At 52.0% G+C, this 18,014-nt stretch carries 18 protein-coding genes; 12 read left to right on the top strand and 6 right to left on the bottom strand.

The window, feature by feature from the left end:
* Positions 1–11: 11 nt before the first annotated feature.
* A complete protein-coding gene (locus tag LMED105_RS09955; protein WP_008250749.1) occupies positions 12–512 on the top strand; it encodes an SRPBCC family protein in 501 nt (166 codons plus the stop codon).
* A 7-nt stretch (positions 513–519) separates the two neighbouring features.
* On the opposite strand, the gene LMED105_RS09950 is transcribed toward LMED105_RS09955, so the two are convergent.
* Positions 520–924 (bottom strand): TM2 domain-containing protein, encoded by a 405-nt coding sequence (locus LMED105_RS09950; protein WP_008250748.1) that lies wholly within the window; start codon positions 922–924, stop codon positions 520–522.
* 158 nt (positions 925–1,082) lie between these two features.
* On the opposite strand from LMED105_RS09950, the gene LMED105_RS09945 reads away from it, so the two are divergent.
* From LMED105_RS09945 to LMED105_RS09895, 11 genes are all read left to right on the top strand, one after another.
* Positions 1,083–2,129, top strand: coding sequence for a methyltransferase domain-containing protein (locus LMED105_RS09945; protein ID WP_008250746.1), 1,047 nt, complete (start codon positions 1,083–1,085; stop codon positions 2,127–2,129).
* Positions 2,130–2,378: 249 nt separating this feature from the next.
* A complete protein-coding gene (locus LMED105_RS09940; protein ID WP_008250743.1) occupies positions 2,379–2,675 on the top strand; it encodes an HU family DNA-binding protein in 297 nt (98 codons plus the stop codon).
* 440 nt (positions 2,676–3,115) lie between these two features.
* The gene (locus LMED105_RS09935) at positions 3,116–3,412 is read left to right on the top strand and encodes a phenol hydroxylase subunit (RefSeq protein WP_008250741.1); all 297 of its coding nucleotides are present in this window, start codon (positions 3,116–3,118) and stop codon (positions 3,410–3,412) included.
* A 34-nt stretch (positions 3,413–3,446) separates the two neighbouring features.
* Positions 3,447–4,460 carry an aromatic/alkene monooxygenase hydroxylase subunit beta gene (locus LMED105_RS09930; protein ID WP_008250738.1) on the top strand — a complete coding sequence of 338 codons (1,014 nt, stop codon included), beginning with the start codon at positions 3,447–3,449 and terminating at the stop codon, positions 4,458–4,460.
* A complete protein-coding gene (locus LMED105_RS09925; protein WP_008250736.1) occupies positions 4,457–4,759 on the top strand; it encodes an MmoB/DmpM family protein in 303 nt (100 codons plus the stop codon). Before LMED105_RS09930 ends, LMED105_RS09925 begins: the two co-directional genes overlap by 4 nt.
* 45 nt (positions 4,760–4,804) lie before the next feature.
* On the top strand, positions 4,805–6,346 hold the full coding sequence (locus LMED105_RS09920) for an aromatic/alkene/methane monooxygenase hydroxylase/oxygenase subunit alpha (protein WP_008250735.1): 1,542 nt from the start codon (positions 4,805–4,807) through the stop codon (positions 6,344–6,346).
* Between the two features lie 22 nt (positions 6,347–6,368).
* Positions 6,369–6,731, top strand: coding sequence for a phenol hydroxylase subunit P4 (locus LMED105_RS09915; RefSeq protein ID WP_040513144.1), 363 nt, complete (start codon positions 6,369–6,371; stop codon positions 6,729–6,731).
* A gap of 19 nt (positions 6,732–6,750) precedes the next feature.
* Entirely contained in the window at positions 6,751–7,809 is a 1,059-nt protein-coding gene (locus LMED105_RS09910; RefSeq protein ID WP_008250733.1) for an NADH:ubiquinone reductase (Na(+)-transporting) subunit F, read from the top strand.
* Between the two features lie 15 nt (positions 7,810–7,824).
* Positions 7,825–8,151 carry a 2Fe-2S iron-sulfur cluster-binding protein gene (locus LMED105_RS09905; RefSeq protein ID WP_008250732.1) on the top strand — a complete coding sequence of 109 codons (327 nt, stop codon included), beginning with the start codon at positions 7,825–7,827 and terminating at the stop codon, positions 8,149–8,151.
* 30 nt (positions 8,152–8,181) lie between these two features.
* Positions 8,182–9,117, top strand: coding sequence for a catechol 2,3-dioxygenase (locus tag LMED105_RS09900; protein WP_040513143.1), 936 nt, complete (start codon positions 8,182–8,184; stop codon positions 9,115–9,117).
* 141 nt (positions 9,118–9,258) lie between these two features.
* Positions 9,259–10,923, top strand: coding sequence for a sigma-54-dependent Fis family transcriptional regulator (locus LMED105_RS09895; protein WP_008250728.1), 1,665 nt, complete (start codon positions 9,259–9,261; stop codon positions 10,921–10,923).
* 101 nt (positions 10,924–11,024) lie between these two features.
* Here LMED105_RS09895 and LMED105_RS09890 read toward each other — a convergent pair whose 3' ends face one another.
* The 5 genes from LMED105_RS09890 to LMED105_RS09870 all read right to left on the bottom strand — a co-directional run bounded on the left by LMED105_RS09890 (position 11,025) and on the right by LMED105_RS09870 (position 18,003).
* Positions 11,025–12,329 (bottom strand): DUF1329 domain-containing protein, encoded by a 1,305-nt coding sequence (locus LMED105_RS09890; protein ID WP_008250727.1) that lies wholly within the window; start codon positions 12,327–12,329, stop codon positions 11,025–11,027.
* 18 nt (positions 12,330–12,347) lie between these two features.
* Positions 12,348–14,270, bottom strand: coding sequence for a DUF1302 family protein (locus LMED105_RS09885; RefSeq protein WP_008250725.1), 1,923 nt, complete (start codon positions 14,268–14,270; stop codon positions 12,348–12,350).
* A 44-nt stretch (positions 14,271–14,314) separates the two neighbouring features.
* Positions 14,315–16,723 (bottom strand): RND family transporter, encoded by a 2,409-nt coding sequence (locus LMED105_RS09880; protein ID WP_008250723.1) that lies wholly within the window; start codon positions 16,721–16,723, stop codon positions 14,315–14,317.
* The gene (locus LMED105_RS09875; RefSeq protein WP_008250721.1) at positions 16,720–17,724 is read right to left on the bottom strand and encodes a YCF48-related protein; all 1,005 of its coding nucleotides are present in this window, start codon (positions 17,722–17,724) and stop codon (positions 16,720–16,722) included. The genes LMED105_RS09880 and LMED105_RS09875 overlap by 4 nt, the downstream gene beginning before the upstream one ends.
* An 87-nt stretch (positions 17,725–17,811) precedes the next feature.
* On the bottom strand, positions 17,812–18,003 hold the full coding sequence (locus LMED105_RS09870) for a 2-hydroxymuconate tautomerase (protein ID WP_008250719.1): 192 nt from the start codon (positions 18,001–18,003) through the stop codon (positions 17,812–17,814).
* Positions 18,004–18,014 lie beyond the last annotated feature (11 nt).

Genomic DNA, 18,014 nt, shown 5'->3' with positions numbered 1-18,014 from the left:
GGAGACACAACATGGCCATTTGGTTCGACCTCGACAAGGTCACTGACGAATCGTTTTTCGACACAGCCCCACTTCGCTTTGAATACTCAATGCACTTGGATGCCACGGCTGACGAAGTGTGGGCTGGCCTTGTGGCTGACAAACCACTGGCGTGGTGCAAAGCACTGGACGGCCGCTACACCAGCGAAAGGCCCTTTCGCGTGGGTACCACCCGGGAAGTGGCAGCCAACTTCAACATCATCAAACTGAAAGAGCGATTCTTCATTTGGGACGAAGCTGAACGCCGACATGCCTTTTACGTGGAACAGGCCAACGCCCCTGCATTCAAGCAGTTTGCAGAATTGTATGAGGTCACGCCGACTGAGAAGGGCTGCATATTTGTGTGGAAATTTGCAATGGCTGGGCGTTTCGGGCTGGGCCTACCCTTAAAGCTGATTAGCCCTGCCGCCAAACTGGCTTTGTTCGATGGGTTCATACGCGACACCAAGAAACATTTCGGTACCATGAAATAAACCGGTTTCAGTTCAAAGTACCGTCGCGGTGCAGCTCATCGATTTGGTCATTCAAGGTGCACCAGTCATAAATGATGCCAATACCAAACAGGCCCACGGTCAGCAGGTAGATCAAACCGGTGATCCATTTGCGTTGGTAAAAGCGGTGAATGCCAAACACGCCAAGGAAGGTGAGCAACACCCAGGCAATGTTGTAATTGATCGGGCCTTGCAGAAAGCGACGATCGGCGCTTTTGTCCATGCTCGGTATCAAGAACAAATCCACAATCCAGCCGATCAAGAACAAGCCGAGCGTGAAGAACCAGATGATGCCGGAGATGGGCCTGCCGTAATAAAAACGGTGGGCGCCCATGAAACCGAAAATCCAGAGAATGTATCCGATGACGATACTGTGGCTGTTGTTGTTGGTCATATGCGATCAATAAGCAGGTTTCAATTTTCAGACCATACCACAAGCAACTCATTCTTCAGTCGCGTATTCCTGTAACCGGGGGCAAGTAACTTTTCGGCGCAGGCAGGCGAATTACGGCAGTGCTCAACGCAAACAGCCTTCAACACAGGAATTACACCATGTATGACGCAGTCAAGAACTATTACGGCAAAGAACTACAAAGCAGCAGTGATCTGAAAACCACAGCCTGTTGTGATTTTTCATCCATGCCTGCATGGCTGAAACCATTGCTGTCCAATATTCACGACGAAGTGCTAAGCCGCTATTACGGATGTGGCTTGGTGTGCCCAACAGACTTGAAGGGGAAACGAATTCTCGACCTCGGCTCCGGCTCTGGGCGCGATGTGTATGCCCTTGCACAACTGGTTGGTGAAACTGGCCATGTAGTGGGTGTGGACATGACCGAGGAACAACTGGCAGTGGCCAACCGGCACATCGAATACCACCGGAAAAAATTTGGATACTCACACAGCAACGTTACCTTCATTCAAGGCTACATTGAACGACTCGATGAACTGGGTCTGGAGAAAAACAGTTTTGATGTGATCGTTTCAAACTGTGTGGTTAATCTTTCGCCCGACAAAGACGCTGTTATGCGCCAGGCCTACGAACTGCTGAAACCAGGTGGCGAATTTTATTTCTCCGATGTGTATTCAGACCGCAGAATTTCTCCACATGTGGCCAGTGACCCGGTTCTCTACGGCGAATGCCTGGGTGGTGCCCTGTATTGGAACGACTTCTTGCGCGTGGCTACAAAAAACGGTTTCACCGATCCGCGTTTGGTTGAAGACCGCCCCCTGGAGATTACCGACGAACGTTTAAGCCAGTTGGTTGGGCAAACCCGCTTTTACTCGGCCACTTACCGCCTGTTCAAGCTGGACGGTTTGGAAACAGCATGTGAAGACCACGGCCAGGCAGTGATTTACAAGGGCACCAGCGAAAACCAGCCACACGGCTTCTTGCTGGACAAACACCACTTCATGGAAACCGGCAAGGTTTTCCCCGTGTGCGGCAACACTTTCCGTATGTTGCAAAACACGCGCTTCAAAGAACACTTCCAGTTCATTGGCGACTTTTCCAGACACTACGGAATTTTTCAAGGTTGCGGCAGTTCCATACCATTTGAACAAGGTATTAATTCACCAATTTTAGGGGCTTGTTGCTAAGCGGAAATTTAGTACACATGACTGCGTAGGAAACCACGCAATTAGTGTTCAATTGGCGTCAATGCGCGTGCCCTTAAAAAGTGAACAAGTAAGCAGCATGATCACCGACTTGGGCAGTGAAGACGCGTTTTCCCGAATTCTGCATCCCAATCTGCAAATAATTAGGCCCAAAACAGCCTGAACCCCTTGATACATGCAGTTTTCCGTGGAATATTATCTACGCTCATTAACTCTTTGGAATGACTAACAATGAATAAAACCGAATTGATTGACGCGATCGCCACAAAAAGCGAATGCTCCAAGGCCGCAGCCGGTAAAATGCTAGATGCTTTCATCGACACCGTAAGCCAACAAATGGCTGATGGCGACAAAGTTGTGTTGGTTGGGTTTGGTACATTTCAAACCGGCGCACGCGCAGCCCGTGAGGGTCGTAACCCACGCACAGGCGAAACAATCAAGATTGCAGCCGCTGTAGTACCAAAATTTACGCCAGGCCAAGGTCTTAAGACCAAAGTAAACACAAAGCCTGCCAAGAAAAAGAAATAAACAAAGACACAAAACTCAAGCTACAAACCGTTGCTTCCTGGTTTCGGTTTCGGACCCCCGCTGGTGCATACCTCGCGGGGGTTTGTTTTTAAAGCACGTCAAATCTGGCGATAGAGCGGTAACAAAAAGGCCACGCGCGATATCGTTACTGGCAACGCTACTACTTTGTTAAAAGGAGTGAAGTCAACGCGGTCGTACAGATTCATAGTGCAATCTGAACAATCATCCATGCGTCAACATTCGACTCCGGACGGAATCGGTTTGAAACACGCATCCACTTCATCATTTGATCAACTTGCACCGCAGCAATTGATCTTTTCACACCCGTAATTTCTTAGATTCCCCCTCTATTTTTTTACTACCTAATAATTTCAATCACTTAGAGCACCTGGCACACCCCTTGCCCCCTCTACTAGGGAAATCAAGCAAGAGGGTTCCAAATGATCAAAGAAGTCAAAACATCAAAAAGCGACACCCCGCCACCGGAGATGAACGGAATTCTGGAGGCATCAATTCCACGCTATGTGCGGGTCACCGGCACCTTGAACAATCGCTTTGTCGAGTTCGAGTTTTCGATTGGCGATCCAGAGCTGTGCGTGGAACTGGTCATGCAGTTTGAGCAGTTCCGAGAGTTCTGCAAACAGCACAAGGCCGTTGAGCTAACCGCCGAACAATGCGCCTGGCTGGATTACGAAAGGCTGAAATGGCAGTTTGGCCAGGCCGGCGTTAGCGAATAAAAAATCAAATAAATAGAGGAAAGGAGAAGACATCATGCAAGTCGACATCAAAACGTCGAACATCAAACAACTGCGCAACACGTTCTCACATGTGGCCCGTAGGCTGGGCGCAGACAAACCTGCATCACGGTATCAGGAAGCCACATTCGACATGCAGTCGGACACCAACTTCCACTACCGCCCTATCTGGGACCCACAGTACGAACTGTACGACACTGCCCGCACAGCCATCAAAATGGCCGATTGGTACAGCTTCAAAGATCCACGCCAGTATTACTACGGCGTGTACACCATGAACCGTGCCAAGCAACAAGATGCAGCCGAAAAGCAGTTTGAGTTTGCAGAAAAGCGTGGTGTGTTTTTCAACCTCTCGGAAAAAGACAAAGAACATCTGATCTTCGCCGTGCTGCCGCTTCGCCACTACGAGTGGGGCGCAAACATGAACAACTGCTTCTGCACCAGCTTCGGTTACGGCGCTGCAATTACACAAGCCACCATGTACAACACCATGGACCGCTTGGGCCTGGCGCAATACGTCAGCCGCCTCGGTTTGCTACTCGATGGCAACACTGGCGACTCGCTGGAAGTGGGTAAACAACACTGGCTGCACACCCCCGAATGGCAAGAATTGCGCCGAAGCATGGAAAACCTGTTTGTCACCAAAGACTGGTTTGAAGTCTTTCTGGCCCAGAATTTTGTGATGGACGGCTTGGTCTATCCCATGTTTTACAAGCATCTTGAGACCCGCCTGAACCCAATGGCCGGCCAAACCTTCTCTATGTGTACCAATTTCATGCAGGAATGGTTTGTCGAAACCCAGCGTTGGGTGGACTCCACCATTAAAACCGCAGTGGATGAATCACCAGAGAACAAGGAAATACTGAGCCGCTGGTTCGACATCTGGATGACTGAAACCACACGCGCCTTGCAGCCTTTGATGACCGCATTGTTTGCAGAAGAAGCCGCCAGCATTTTCATGCAGATCAAGGAAGAGCTGCTGGTGCGCGCCAAGAAAATCGGTTTGAAAACCCCTGGAGCCCCAGCATGAACACGCCTACCCCCGAACGCACAAAAACGCCGGTGTTCATCGCATTTGTAACCAACGACGACACGCGCAATATCGTAGCCGCCATTCGGGAAGACAACCCGCAAGCCACGGTCGAGGAGTTCCCGGCGATGGTCAAGATCGAGTCGCCCGGCCGTTTGGTGGTCAAGCGCCAAAGCGTATCCGACCTGATGGGGCGCGACTGGGATCTTCAGGAAATTCACCTGAACCTGATTTCCCTGTCCGGCAGCATCAATGAAACAGAGGATGAATTTGAACTGTACTGGGGCCAGGCCGCTTAAACGCGACTTAGCCACAGTGAACTTTCAACTTGAAGGAGTAGAGACATGAGCGCAGTACCCAAGAACACAGGCAACAAAAAACTGGGCCTGAAAGAGAAATACGGCATGATGACCCGCGGACTTGGCTGGGACACCACCTACCAGGCCATGGACGATGTATTCCCTTACGACCAGTTCGAAGGCATCAAAATCCATGACTGGGACAAGTGGGAAGACCCCTTCCGCCTGACCATGGACGCGTACTGGAAATTCCAGGGCGAGAAAGAGAAGAAACTCTACGCCATCATTGACGCCTTTGCACAGAACAACGGCCAGTTCAATGTGACGGATGCTCGCTACATCAACACATTGAAGTTATTTCTCACAGGTGTATCACCACTGGAATATGCAGCGCACCGTGGCTATGCCCACGTGGGTCGTTCTTTCCGTGGAGTTAGTGCACGAATCGCATCGCAGATGCAGGCAATTGATGAATTGCGCCATGCACAAACGCAGGTACACACCATCAGCCACTACAACAAATTTTTCAATGGCTTGCACGACTTCCGCCACATGCACGACCGTGTCTGGTACCTCAGCGTGCCCAAAAGCTATTTTGAAGATGCGCAATCAGCAGGGCCATTCGAGTTCATTACAGCCATCTCGTTTTCCTTTGAGTATGTGTTGACCAACCTGTTGTTTATGCCATTCATGAGCGGTGCTGCCTACAACGGCGACATGGCCACGGTTACTTTCGGCTTTTCAGCACAATCGGATGAATCCCGCCACATGACTCTTGGTCTTGAAGTGGTCAAGTTCATGCTGGAACAAGACCCAGGCAACAAAGACATCGTTCAAAAATGGATCGACAAATGGTTCTGGCGCGGTTATCGCCTGCTGGCCTTGGTGTCGATGATGATGGACTACATGCTGCCCAAGCGCGTGATGAGCTGGCAGGAAGCCTGGGAAACCTACTTCGAGAAAAACGGCGGCGCCCTTTTCGAAGACTTGAGCCGCTACGGCATCCGCATGCCAAAGTACCACGAAGTGGCCACAGCAGAGAAAAGCCGCTTGAGCCATGAAGTGTGGGCCACCTTCTACAACTACAGCCATGCTGCAGCTTTCCACACCTGGGTTCCTGAAGAAAGCGAACTGAAGTGGTTGAGCGAGAAGTACCCCGACACTTTCGACAAGCACTATCGTCCACGTTTTGAGCACTGGGATGCCCTTCAGAAAGAAGGTAAGCGCTGGAGCAACCCTGGCCTGCCGATGCTGTGCCAGTTGTGCCAGGTGCCGACAATTTTCACGGAGCCCGATGACCCCACAACCACCTGCCTGCGGGAAACAACCTACCACGGCATGAAGTACCACTTCTGCTCAGATGGCTGTAAAGACATTTTCGAAAACGAGCCCGAGAAGTACGTTCAAAGCTGGCTGCCGGTGCACCAGATTTTCCAGGGTAACTGCGGTGGCGAAGGCCTTGAAAACGTCATGAAGTACTACAACATCGTGCCCGGCCAGGACAACGGCGAGTACATGGGTAGTCAGGACCAGACGAACTGGGAGCAATGGACCGGGCGCGACCACAAAGACGCACCGGCGGCCTGACAACAACTAGGAGGAGAACAACATGGCACTCGTTTCATTACAGCCGGGCTACACCGGCGTGGTACGCGATCTTGAAGAGAACTTTCACGGCAACCGCTTGTTGTTCGTGAACTGGGAACACCACCTCATGTTTTGCGCACCCATGGCCTTGCCACTACCACCCGCCATGCCCTTCGGGGCATTGGTGAATGAGGTACTGCCTTCGCTGTATGGAAGTCACCCCGACTTTGCAAAAATTGACTGGAGCACCGTTCAGTGGAAACACGGGCGTGAAAACTTCACCCCCGACTTGGGCAAATCGCTGGATGAAAACGGTTTGACGCACAAGTCGGTGTTGCGCTTCACCACCCCCGGCTTGACAGGCCTGTCTGGTTCGGGCGCGTAAGCGCAAAGGGGAACCCGCAATGAGCTATCAACTCACCATCGAACCGATTGGTCAAACAATCGACATCGAGGAAGGGCAAACCGTGCTGGACGCCTGCCTTCGTGCAGGTGTTTGGCTACCCCACGCCTGTGGTCATGGCCTGTGCGCCACTTGCAAGGTACAAGTGGTGGAAGGTGAATTCGAACATGGGGAAGCCTCGCCGTTTGCGCTGATGGACTTTGAACGCGATGAACGAAAAATTCTGGCGTGCTGCGCAACCGTTGAATGCGACACCGTGATTGAAGCTGAGGTGGACGAAGATCCCGATGCCCAATTCATTGGTCTTCAGGACTTCGCCGGGCGTGTGGTCAAAGCTGACATGCTCACCCCCACCATTCGCGGTATCTGGCTTGAAGTCGATGAGCCAGTGCACTTTCAAGCCGGGCAGTACGTCATGCTGAAAGTACCGGGCGTGCAGGGCGAACGTGCGTTTTCTATCGGCAATGCCCCAGGCACAAACCTGGTTGAATTGCACATTCGAAAAGTACCAGGTGGCGCAGCAACTACCTGGCTGCACGATGTGCTGAACCTGGGCGACACGCTTGAGTTCACAGCCCCGCTAGGGCGCTTTTTCACACGCAAATCGGCCAATCTACCCATGATTTTTCTGGCAGGTGGTTCTGGCCTTTCCAGCCCGAAAGCCATGATTGAAGAATTGTTCAATGAGGGTTGCACACTGCCCATCACATTGGTACAAGGTGCGCGCAACGAAGCCGAACTGTACTACCACAACTACTTTGTGGAACTGGCAGCAAAACACCCCAACTTCACCTACATTCCAGCGCTATCGGACGCAGACATCGGCGAAGGATGGACAGGTGCAAAAGGCTTTGTACACGAGGCATTGAAGGCGCACTTCAACAATGATTTTCGGGGCCACAAGGCTTACATGTGCGGCCCACCACCCATGATTGAAGCGTGTATCTCCACGCTGATGCAAGGGCAATTATTTGAACGAGACATTTACACCGAACGGTTCCTGACCTCGGCCGATGCAGAGGGATTGGCCAAGAAAAGTCCACTGTTCAAACACGTGTGATGGAGGGCCGCACACATGCACCGCGTGGCCATTCAGAACACAAAGGAAGAGTACACCTGCAGCTCAGAGGACAACCTGCTGAAAGGCATGGAGCAACTGAACCGCAAAGGCATCCCGGTGGGGTGCCGTGGAGGTGGATGCGGCGTATGCCGTGTCCGGATTGAATCGGGCGAATATCGCACCCTGAAAATGAGTCGACAGCATGTGACTGCTGAAGAACAAGCCCAAGGTGTGGTGCTGGCCTGCAGATGTTTTCCGCTGACCGACCTTGAACTGTCGGCAATCGGAAAAATGGAAAAGTGCATTGCAAAGCATTTCGCCAAGCAACCCATGCACACATAGCTATAAAACCATAGGGATAAGGAGATCAACATGGCAATGACAGGCGTATTAAGGCCAAGCCACGTGGCGCTTCGGGTGCTGGATTTGGAACCAGCCGTGAAGCACTACACCGATGTGCTAGGCCTGCTGGAAACCGGGCGCGACAAGCAAGGTCGCGTGTACCTGAAAGCATGGGATGAACACGATCACCACAGTGTGGTGCTGCGTGAGGCCGACGCTGCCGGTATGGACTATATGGGCTGGCGCGTGGACAGCATTCAAACTCTGAAAGACTTGTCCAAAAAGGTTGAAGAAAGTGGCCTTGCCACCGACTGCTGCTGGATACCTGCTGGCGAGCATCTGGAAACTGGTGAACGCTTCCGCTTCACCACAACCACTGGCCACACGATGGAATTGCTGGCCGAGAAAAACAAAGTGGGTAACTGCCTGCCTCTGGTGAACCCTGACCCTTGGCCCGACGATCTGAAGGGCATGGGCCCCTCCCGCTTTGACCATTGCCTGCTGTACGGCGATGACCTGGATGGCGTGGTAAAACTGTTCACAGAGGTACTAGGCTTCGACATCACTGAACAAGTAGTGGCTGAGGACAACCACGACTTTCGCATCAGCGTATTCTTGAGTTGTTCCACAAAACCGCACGATGTGGCCTTCATTCGACAGCCCATGAAAGGGGCGTTTCACCATGCCTCGTTTATTCTGGACAACTGGGGCGAGGTACTTCGCGCGGCCGACATCATTTCCAAAAAGAAAGTGTCACTCGACCTTGGGCCCACACGCCATGGTATTACCCGTGGTGAGACGATTTACTTCTTCGACCCCTCGGGCAACCGCAACGAGGTGTTTGCGGGAGGTTACATCCACTACCCGGACAAGCCAATAATTACCTGGACAAGCGACGATCTTGGCCGGGCGATTTTCTACCATGACAGAAAGCTCAACGAGAACTTTTTGGGCGTATTCACCTAAGCAACAGACTGCTTTCGGTGGGCCGTTCTTGCGGCCTTGAAAAGCCCAAACGGGGTAGTCAACCCGCTTGGGCTTTTTTACATTGTTTGGCTGAAAAACAAGGCATAATCAAAAGAAAAAAGCCAAAGGCACATTGGAGACATGAATACTGTGACCGACCTGCAATCCCTGTTGAAATTCAATCTGCCATCCGGCCACATCTGGCTGGACGAGCAACGCATGCTATTGATGCATGCCCGCGCACTGGGCGCGCTGCGCAAGGAATTGTTTGAAACCCTGGGCCTAAAACGCGCGCGCGGCCTGCTGATTCGGCTCGGCTTTGCCTCGGGTATCCGCGATGGTCAGGTGGCCCTGAAGCACAGGCGCACCGGAAGCTCTGTCGAGGAAGCCTTCATGCTGGGACCACAATTGCACACGCTGGAGGGCATGGTGCAGGTTGAAAAGCTCAGCATGGAAATTAATCTGCCAACCAAACACTTCTACGGTGAATTTGTATGGAAGAACTCGTGGGAAGACGAAGCGCATGTGGCCGACTATGGCCAAGGCGATGAACCTGCCTGCTGGACCATGATTGGTTACGCGTCGGGTTACACCAGCGCCTTCATGGGCAAGCTGGTGCTGTTTCGCGAGATGGAATGCATGAGCCAGGGAGATTCACAGTGCCTGATCATCGGCCAAAGTGCTGAAGCCTGGAACGACCCCGACTACGAGGAGTATTTCAAGGCACAGGCCTTTGCCGAAGAATTGATTGAATACCACATGGGTGCAGAGAAGCTGGATACGGCCCTGGTTCGCCGACGCAGCAATGACGATTTGGTGGGCGTATCTCCTGCCTTTATGAATGCATTCGAATTGCTGCAGCGTGCAGCACAGGGCAGCATCACCGTATTGCTGCTGGGCGAAACCGGCGTTGGCAAGGAAATGTTTGCCCGCTGGTTACACGACAACAGCCCGCGCGCCAAAGGTCCCTTTCTGGCCGTAAACTGCGCGGCCATTCCGCATGAACTGATTGAAGCAGAGTTGTTTGGTGTGGAAAAAGGCGCTTACACAGGTGCACATACCCCGCGCGCAGGCCGCTTCGAGCGTGCCGACCACGGCACCCTGTTTCTTGATGAAGTAGGCGACCTGCCCTTGTCAACCCAGGTGAAATTACTGCGCGTGCTGCAAACTGGGGAATTCGAAAGGTTGGGCTCTGAGCGGGTACAAAAGGTAAATGTACGAATTGTCGCTGCCACCAATGTGGAGCTGCAACAAGCCATTCGCGAAAACAAGTTCCGAATCGATTTGTACTACAGGCTGAACACCTTCCCCATCAAAATTCCACCGCTGCGGGAACGCCAGGCGGACATTTCGCCGCTGATCAACCGCTTCATGACCAAGTACTGCGCAAGCTATAACAAGAAGCTGCAAGGGCTGACTGACAAAGCCATGCAAGAGGTGATGAGCTATGAATGGCCCGGCAATATTCGCGAACTGGAAAACCTGATTGAACGCGCCGTGGTGCTGGCACCCGACGGGGGGTATGTGGAGGCCTGCCACTTGTTTGATGACCGCATCGAGCCCTGCAAAGAAAAATCGCAGCTTAATGCGCAAGGCGAATTAGCACCAGTTGAAACGCGCCCTATTGATGACTTGTGTAACGAAATTTTGACCAAGAATGTGGGACTAGACACCTTGGAACGCCGGCTGATGCAAACCGCATTGAAACAGGCCAAAGGCAACCTGTCTCAAGCTGCACGGGTGTTGGGTATTACCCGCCCACAACTGGCTTACCGGCTGAAGAAAGAAGGCATTCCGCTGGAGTAATAAAAAAAGGCAAATCCCTGAAAATCAGAAATTTGCCTTAAAGCCTCCTGGAGGAGGATCAGTTCCGGCGAGACGCTACCGGACACTAGCGGATGAACAGATCAATTGCCACCGCGCATGAACTGCACGCGCATCATTTCTGGCGGAGTCAGCTTGGGATCAACCAACCCCTTGAACTGGCCTGTGGTGCAGTGCTGGCTTTGAACGTCAACCATGCTGAAACTGTCGTCAATCGCCACACCTGTGCCCTTGTTAATGGGGTGATGGAAATCAGGATGGCTCTTGCCAATCGTCCAGCTTTTCCACAACTCATTCTTTCGGTCATACACCAGCGTTCTGGACACAGCAAAGGTTTGCGCATCTACGTGCATCACACGCTTGCCGATGGGGTGCGAAGGATTCACAGGCTTGGCTTCCAGCACATACACCTTGCGCAACTGCCAGGTAATGTCGGGGAAACACTGGCCTTGCCCAGTGAAGTTGATGAACTTGAAGCCATCAGCTTCCTTGAACTCGTCTGTCAACTTCATCTCGGTGTGATTGTAAAACGGCATCAAAATGTTCTTTGTGCCTTTGAAACTCCAGTTCATGTCAGAAACCCGACCGTTGTAACCCTCAAAGTCCTCAATCATCAGGTCAGAACCCAGGAATGAATCTGTGGTTTGCCCGGTGGCCAGGCGACGAACTCGGCGCTGAAAACCCAGGTACAAGTTGGCTTCGTCCAGCTTCTGATCATCGTCATAACGTTGAATCAACAACTGGGTGTCTTTCAAATCCTGAGGCTCAAGCACTTTCACATAAATTGCACGGAAAAAGTCTGAAGGATTCGGAGTCACCTCGGGTGTCGGCGAGTGTTGAACACGATGCTTGAAATTCAAAAAGTGAAAGTTGTACTTGATGGTGCGCTCAAGCTGACCGGTTTGCAGGTTACGGAACTTCCAGTAGAAGGGATAAATTGCGGCGCCATCGCCCCAGTTGATGCCGTACTTGTAATTCCAGGCCAGCTTCTCGCCCGCACGTGCATCCTTGGCATCCGGCTCCTCAAGAAATGGACGACCACCAGCAAAACCAGTCAAATCGCCATTCTTGGGACCTAACTTCGTTTTGCCCATATTCTTGCGGCTAGCTTCCACATAAAATTTATCCACGTCAAAGCTGGTGGTCTTTCCAACCTTGATGTCGTACCAACCATTCTTCACAGTCATGTACATACCAGGGTCGAGTACCTCTTTAAACTGCTCCACATTGGATTTGTTTACCACTGTACCGGGCTGTAAACCTGGCACAGAAGGCACACCACTTTTGTACGGATTGAATGAATTTTGCAAATCAGCCTCGGTGGCGGCCTGGGCTGTACCCAAGATGCCCACTGCGGCGATGGAAATTGCGAGAGTTCTCAGTTTCATGTTGTGTCTCCTGTCTGATTAGAAGTTGTAACGCATCTGCACAAACAGATCGTCTTCTTTGAATGCCGCGCCAATCGGGCCTGCGCGGAATCGGCCAAGTGGTTCAAATCCACCCAAACCTGCTGACCCAGGTGTCGATCCGGGTGGACCAGTTACGCCTGGGTATGGGTTGCAAGAACGGCAATCATCAAACTGGTACTTGTTGTTCTCACCCACTTTGAAGTTGGCACCGAACACAAATTTAAGGTTATCGCTGTAAAGCCATTCAACCGATGGCGCAATTGCGGTAGCTTCTGCCTTGAAGTCGTGTGCCATGATCAGCGTTGGGCTGACACGGCCGTTCTGCAAAAAACCTTTCACCAGCAAAGTACCAATTGCATTGGTTTCCCAATCGGGCATACCTGCAATACCTTGCGGGCGCTGTGCCACTTCGTGATCAAAAATATGCTGAACAAACAGCTGACCAGAAATGAGTGTGGCAATTCGTGGGTTGATCCAGTCGATAAAGGTTGGGCGGTCTACACCGACCACTGCACGAAATACATTGTTCTCAGAGTACAACTGCGGCTGCAGCGTGTTGGCAAACTCTTCACCTTCGGTTAATGCGGCCTCTACGCGCACAGCAGCTGCAGCAGCTTCAATCTGGAAGTCGAGTGATCCACCCACCAGGTTCACACGTGGATACACGAAATCAAATGCGATCAAGTGCGTGTTGTCGGGGCCTTGAGGCGCACCGGTTCCTACGTTCACAGCGCCACTGGTAATGCCGCGCAACGATGGTAACTGCGAACGATAAGTCAGTGCATTCAGAGAAAAGCCTGTGCCGTTGGCAGTGATGCCTTCGTACTTGATACCCAGTTGGGTGTTGTCCAGTTTCCAGTCGGGCAAATGCACATTTCGAATACCAATTTGACCAGGGCCAAAGTTGGCAGCAATGGTCTGCATACCCCCACCATCGGGCAAAAAGTTGGCCACAGTACCACCGTTGTCCCACAGGTTTTTCAAACCGCGAAACAGGCAACCCGCATCCAGAATCACGTTGGGTTGACCGCACTGACCCAGATTGTTGGGGCGAAACTTATCGAAGTTCCAAACGACCTGCAAGTTGCGATCCTGCATGGTTTCTGATGGACCAAGACGCCACTCAGCCTGAGCAATCCACATCGGAATGCGAATGTCTTCGAGCTCGTCGTAAATATTGTTGCGGGAAAAATCAACTGGATTGATCACGTCAAGAACACGGAACAAATCGGTGCGTCCCCACACAACCTGCTGCTTGCCCACGCGAACAAATAGATCCGTTCCATCTTTCAATGCAAAGCTATTGGTTGCATACGCTTCACGAATGAAGTCGAGGCGGCTGTTGAACTCCGGGTGACGCAACTCGTTCAACGTCAAATCACCGTAACCACCAAAGTCGACGCAACCCCGTGAATCGTAGTCGCACGGACGCACCGGTACACCAAAAGCCACACCACCGTTTTGCCCATGCCAGCGGTCACCCAATACACGGAATCCTTCATTGGGGCTATTGGGGTAAGTTGCGCCATTGAACAAAGGTACACCACCGCCATGCGGTACGCTGCCACCGGGACCAATTGAACTTTGAAGTTGAATTGGACCGCCCGCAGACTTACCAAACTGGTCCTTATTCAGGTCATACACACCATCGTAGGTACCACGGAACGTGCCGTTGTAACGCCAACCGTTCTTGCCTGTCTTTTCACCTTCCGCAATAAGTGTATTTCTGAATTTGGCCATGCCCACCGATTCGCCAGTGTTGTCTTCACCGCGATACACCGAGTGGTTTTCGTAGAACATGTCCACCTCATAATCCTCACCTTCAAACGTTGCCGCAGTTGCAACACACGGCCATGCGCCGAGTACCGCTGCTGCCAACACCGCTGAACGCAAGGCGGGTTTTTGTCTCATCTTTTTCATGTTGCCCCTTCTCCTTTTTTGCTGTTGTACTGCTTGATAATTTTTCAGGCGGCTTTCGCCAGTTTCAAATCAGCGGCTTGTGCCTTTTCTATGTGCACTTCACCCATTACAAACTTCGGTTTGAACACCACACACCACGCCGGCACAATCAACATGGCGGCGATGGCATTCACAATCAGCATGAAACTCAGCAGCACGGCCGCATCAGACTGGAATCGGAGATCGGACATGAATATCCACAACACCACGCCAGCAATCAGCGTGGCGGCAGTGAAGCTGACGGCATAGCCTGTGGAGGCCACGGCATTGATCACGGCTTGCTTGATATTTTTGACGACATGCATTTCTTCGCGAATGCGGTCCATGAAGTACACGGCATAGTCGATACCGACACCTACACCCACCGCAATCACCGGCACAGTGTTCACACTGATACCGATACCAAATGCCCCCATGTAGGCGTAGGTCATTAGCGTGGCAAACAGCATGGGCATGATCATCAGCCAGCCGGCATGAACGGAGCGGTAATACACCATGACCAGCGTGAAGGCCATGATCATTACGGCAGGAATAATAATCATGTGGTCGGTGTGCAAAGCCTGGTTGGCTGCGGCTGTCACGCCAATAATGCCGCCGCCCAGTTCAATGGTCAGTCCGGGTACCTCGGCTTCGGCCATCCGCTTTCCTTCCTCAGCCAAAGCAACAATGCGGTTGATAGTGCTGGCCTTGTGGTCTTTGTAGTAAAAAACCATGTTGGCTTCGTTCTCATCGGGCGTTACAAACTCTTTCAGCGCACCTGGAATCGGGCTTGACACCTGATAGGCGAACATCAATCCACCCACTTCAGATTCGTTGTCGGGTAGCTGTGCCCAACGCGGATCATCGTTGTGCAACAATCGGTTCACCACTCGAACCACACCAGGAATGGCTTTGGTGCCACCCAACTCAGGGTCGCTAAGCATGTGTGCCTGAAATTTTTCAATCGCTGCCATCACTTCCGGCCGCTTGATGCCACCCTTCTCCGACGTGCGTGCCAACACATGCAATTCTTCGGAACCTGGGAATAGGTCGTTGATGGCCTTGGTGCCCAGGTTGTAGTCATGATCACGGTTCAGAATTGGAGAACCTGGCTCGGATTCGCCCATCTGTACATCTTTGACGTAATAGAGCCCCGCCGCTGAAAATGCCACGGTGGCGATCAACACAGTGAGTGCGCCATTGAAACGCGCCACGGTTTTGCTGGTGATACTGCCCAGTGCATCACGAATACCCTGGTTTTCGTTTTTGGTATTTTTGGGTTGGGGAAGAATGGTCAGCGCCAGTGGCACCATGAAGTGCACTGTAAAAATGACCGAGAAGCCCCAGAAGCCGGCTGCAATACCGAGCTTGTAGTTGAAAGGTGCAGCACCCAGCACCAGCACGGCAATACCCAAGGCATCCACAATAATCGCCAGTGAACCTGGGCGGAAAAGTGCTTCCAGCGCATTGCGTGCCGCCTTCTTTCCGTTCTTTACAATAGCCAGTTCTTCGTAATAACGCACCACCAACTGCACACCATGCGAAGTGGCCCGAGCGGCAATCAAAAATGGAATGGGTAGTGACAGCGGCTCAAGGTTAATACCTACCATGGCCATGAAACCCAAACCCCAAATCGATGACAAAGCGATTCCCAACAAAGGCAAGGCAATGCCGTAGAAACGTCGGAAATACACAATCAGCAATAGCGTGAGCAAAGCGAGTGTGTAGGCCATGATGGCCACCAATTGATCCAGATAGGTGTATACCCAACCGGTTAGCACAGGGTTACCCGTGGTGTACAAATTGTGTTTGTCGTCGGTCAACTCACTGCGCAGTTGCATCAGCGCACCGAATGTTTTTTCGTAATCAATGTCACCTTCGTTCAGCTGCGCTTTAATCAAGGCGGCCTTCATATCAGGCGACACCAGCAAACCGTAAATGGTGGGGTTCGCGGTCACGTCTTTCTGCAATTGTTTCAGTTGGGTATCACTTAACTCGCCGTTATTGCTGTCGTAAAACGTGTCGGAAAGAAAGGCACCGGTTTCATCCAGATAAATTTTTCGAGAGGAACGGTGAGTCAAGCTGCTGACCAGGTTGTGGTTCACACTCGGCAGGTTGTCCACACCTTGGGTCGCTTTTTCAATCAACTTCAAGGTATCGTTGTTGAAAATCGTGCCCTCTTTCACCTCCACCGCCATCACCACCATATTGGCGCCACCGAAGTTTTCTTTCAGTTGGTTGTAGGTTTTGATATAGGGGTGGTTTTGCGGTAACAAGTCCGAGAAATCGGAATACACCTTCAGCTGCGGAATGGCTGCGGCAAAACCCAAAGTGACCAGCATGATCATGCCCAACACAATTTTCGGGTTGGCAAACAACCACTCCTCGGCGCGAATAATTTGTGCGATCAAACGATCGGCGAATGACTTGATCATGATGGGTCCGCCTGACTGGAGTTGGAACTTTGAACAGTGCGAAGCAGACCGCCCGGGCCGCCCACAACAATAGATTGATTACCTGACACAGCAGCGCCAAGGAAAGACAACACTGGGCGGTCATAGGCCACGCGCACCCATTGATCACCCTCTAGCTTCGCCAGCGTGCCATTGGCACCCACACCATGTGGAAACCCTGCGTGCATGAAAAGGCGATACAACGGAGCCTCTGTGGTGTTCACCAGACGCGCCCAAGTCACCCCGCCATCCGTGGTTTTCAACACCTGACCTGCCAGCCCACTTGCATAACCTGTGGAAGGATCAGTGAACAAAGCGTCGTAGGTGTAGAAATCACCGGCGATCGGTTCACCGCGTTGCCAGGTTTGGCCCCCATCATCGGTAAACGCCAGCATGCCGAACTCACCAAAAGCAATTCCATGGGTATCACTGGTAAAAGCCAGTGCCGTGAACTGTGCATCTTCATCGAAGCTGACAACGCGCCAGCTCTTGCCCTGATCGGTGGAGTTGATCAGGTTGGAACCAGAACCGACCACCCACAAACCACTGCTGTGGCACTCTATTGCCACCGGGCTAGAGGGCTTGTCGAATTTGGTAGGCAGCCAGTCTTTAAAATCGCCTGATGAGGTCCACACCGTGTTGTACACATCCAGCATGGCAGCGCTGCCATCGGGGCAAAATGTCGAATCAATGAACGATGCGGTGTCCGATACCTGCTTGCGGGTCCACGTATTACCAGCGTCGGTAGACACAGTCACAACACCGGTTTGCGTACCACCCAACACGGTCTTGCCGGAAGCGCTCAAGGTTTGAATAACCTCAAAACGTTCAACAGTTTTTGGGGGTTGCGCTAAATTGCTGCCAGATTGAACCGTGCTATCAGCACAAGCGTTCAACAGCGCAGCACCGACCACTGCAAGCAGTGCCAAGCCAATTGTTGATTTTTTTAGGCGCAAAGGCGCCCCTGAATACTGAATATTCACAATGTCTCCTGCCTTCTCTGTTTGGCAAATGAAAAGCTGCTGTGGTTTTTATGTGCAGCTGGAATGCGAGTGGTTTATCTCACTGGCTTATCGCCCCCGGTCTTTTGCAGACACGCCTGCAATGCCCCAATTGGTGCTGGGTACCTCAATGATCTGAACCCGCACCGCTTCAATCGGTGCACCCACAGCCTCAACCAAGGCCTGGGTCACCTTCTCAATCACCGCACGTTTTTGCGCTTCCGTGCGCCCTTCAATCAAATTGATTTGTGCAAATGGCATGGTGTTCGCCC

It is taken from the genome of Limnobacter sp. MED105 (assembly GCF_000170915.1).
In the GTDB taxonomy this organism is placed as follows: Bacteria; Pseudomonadota; Gammaproteobacteria; order Burkholderiales; family Burkholderiaceae_B; genus Limnobacter.
This window is presented reverse-complemented; position numbering and strand designations above follow the sequence as displayed.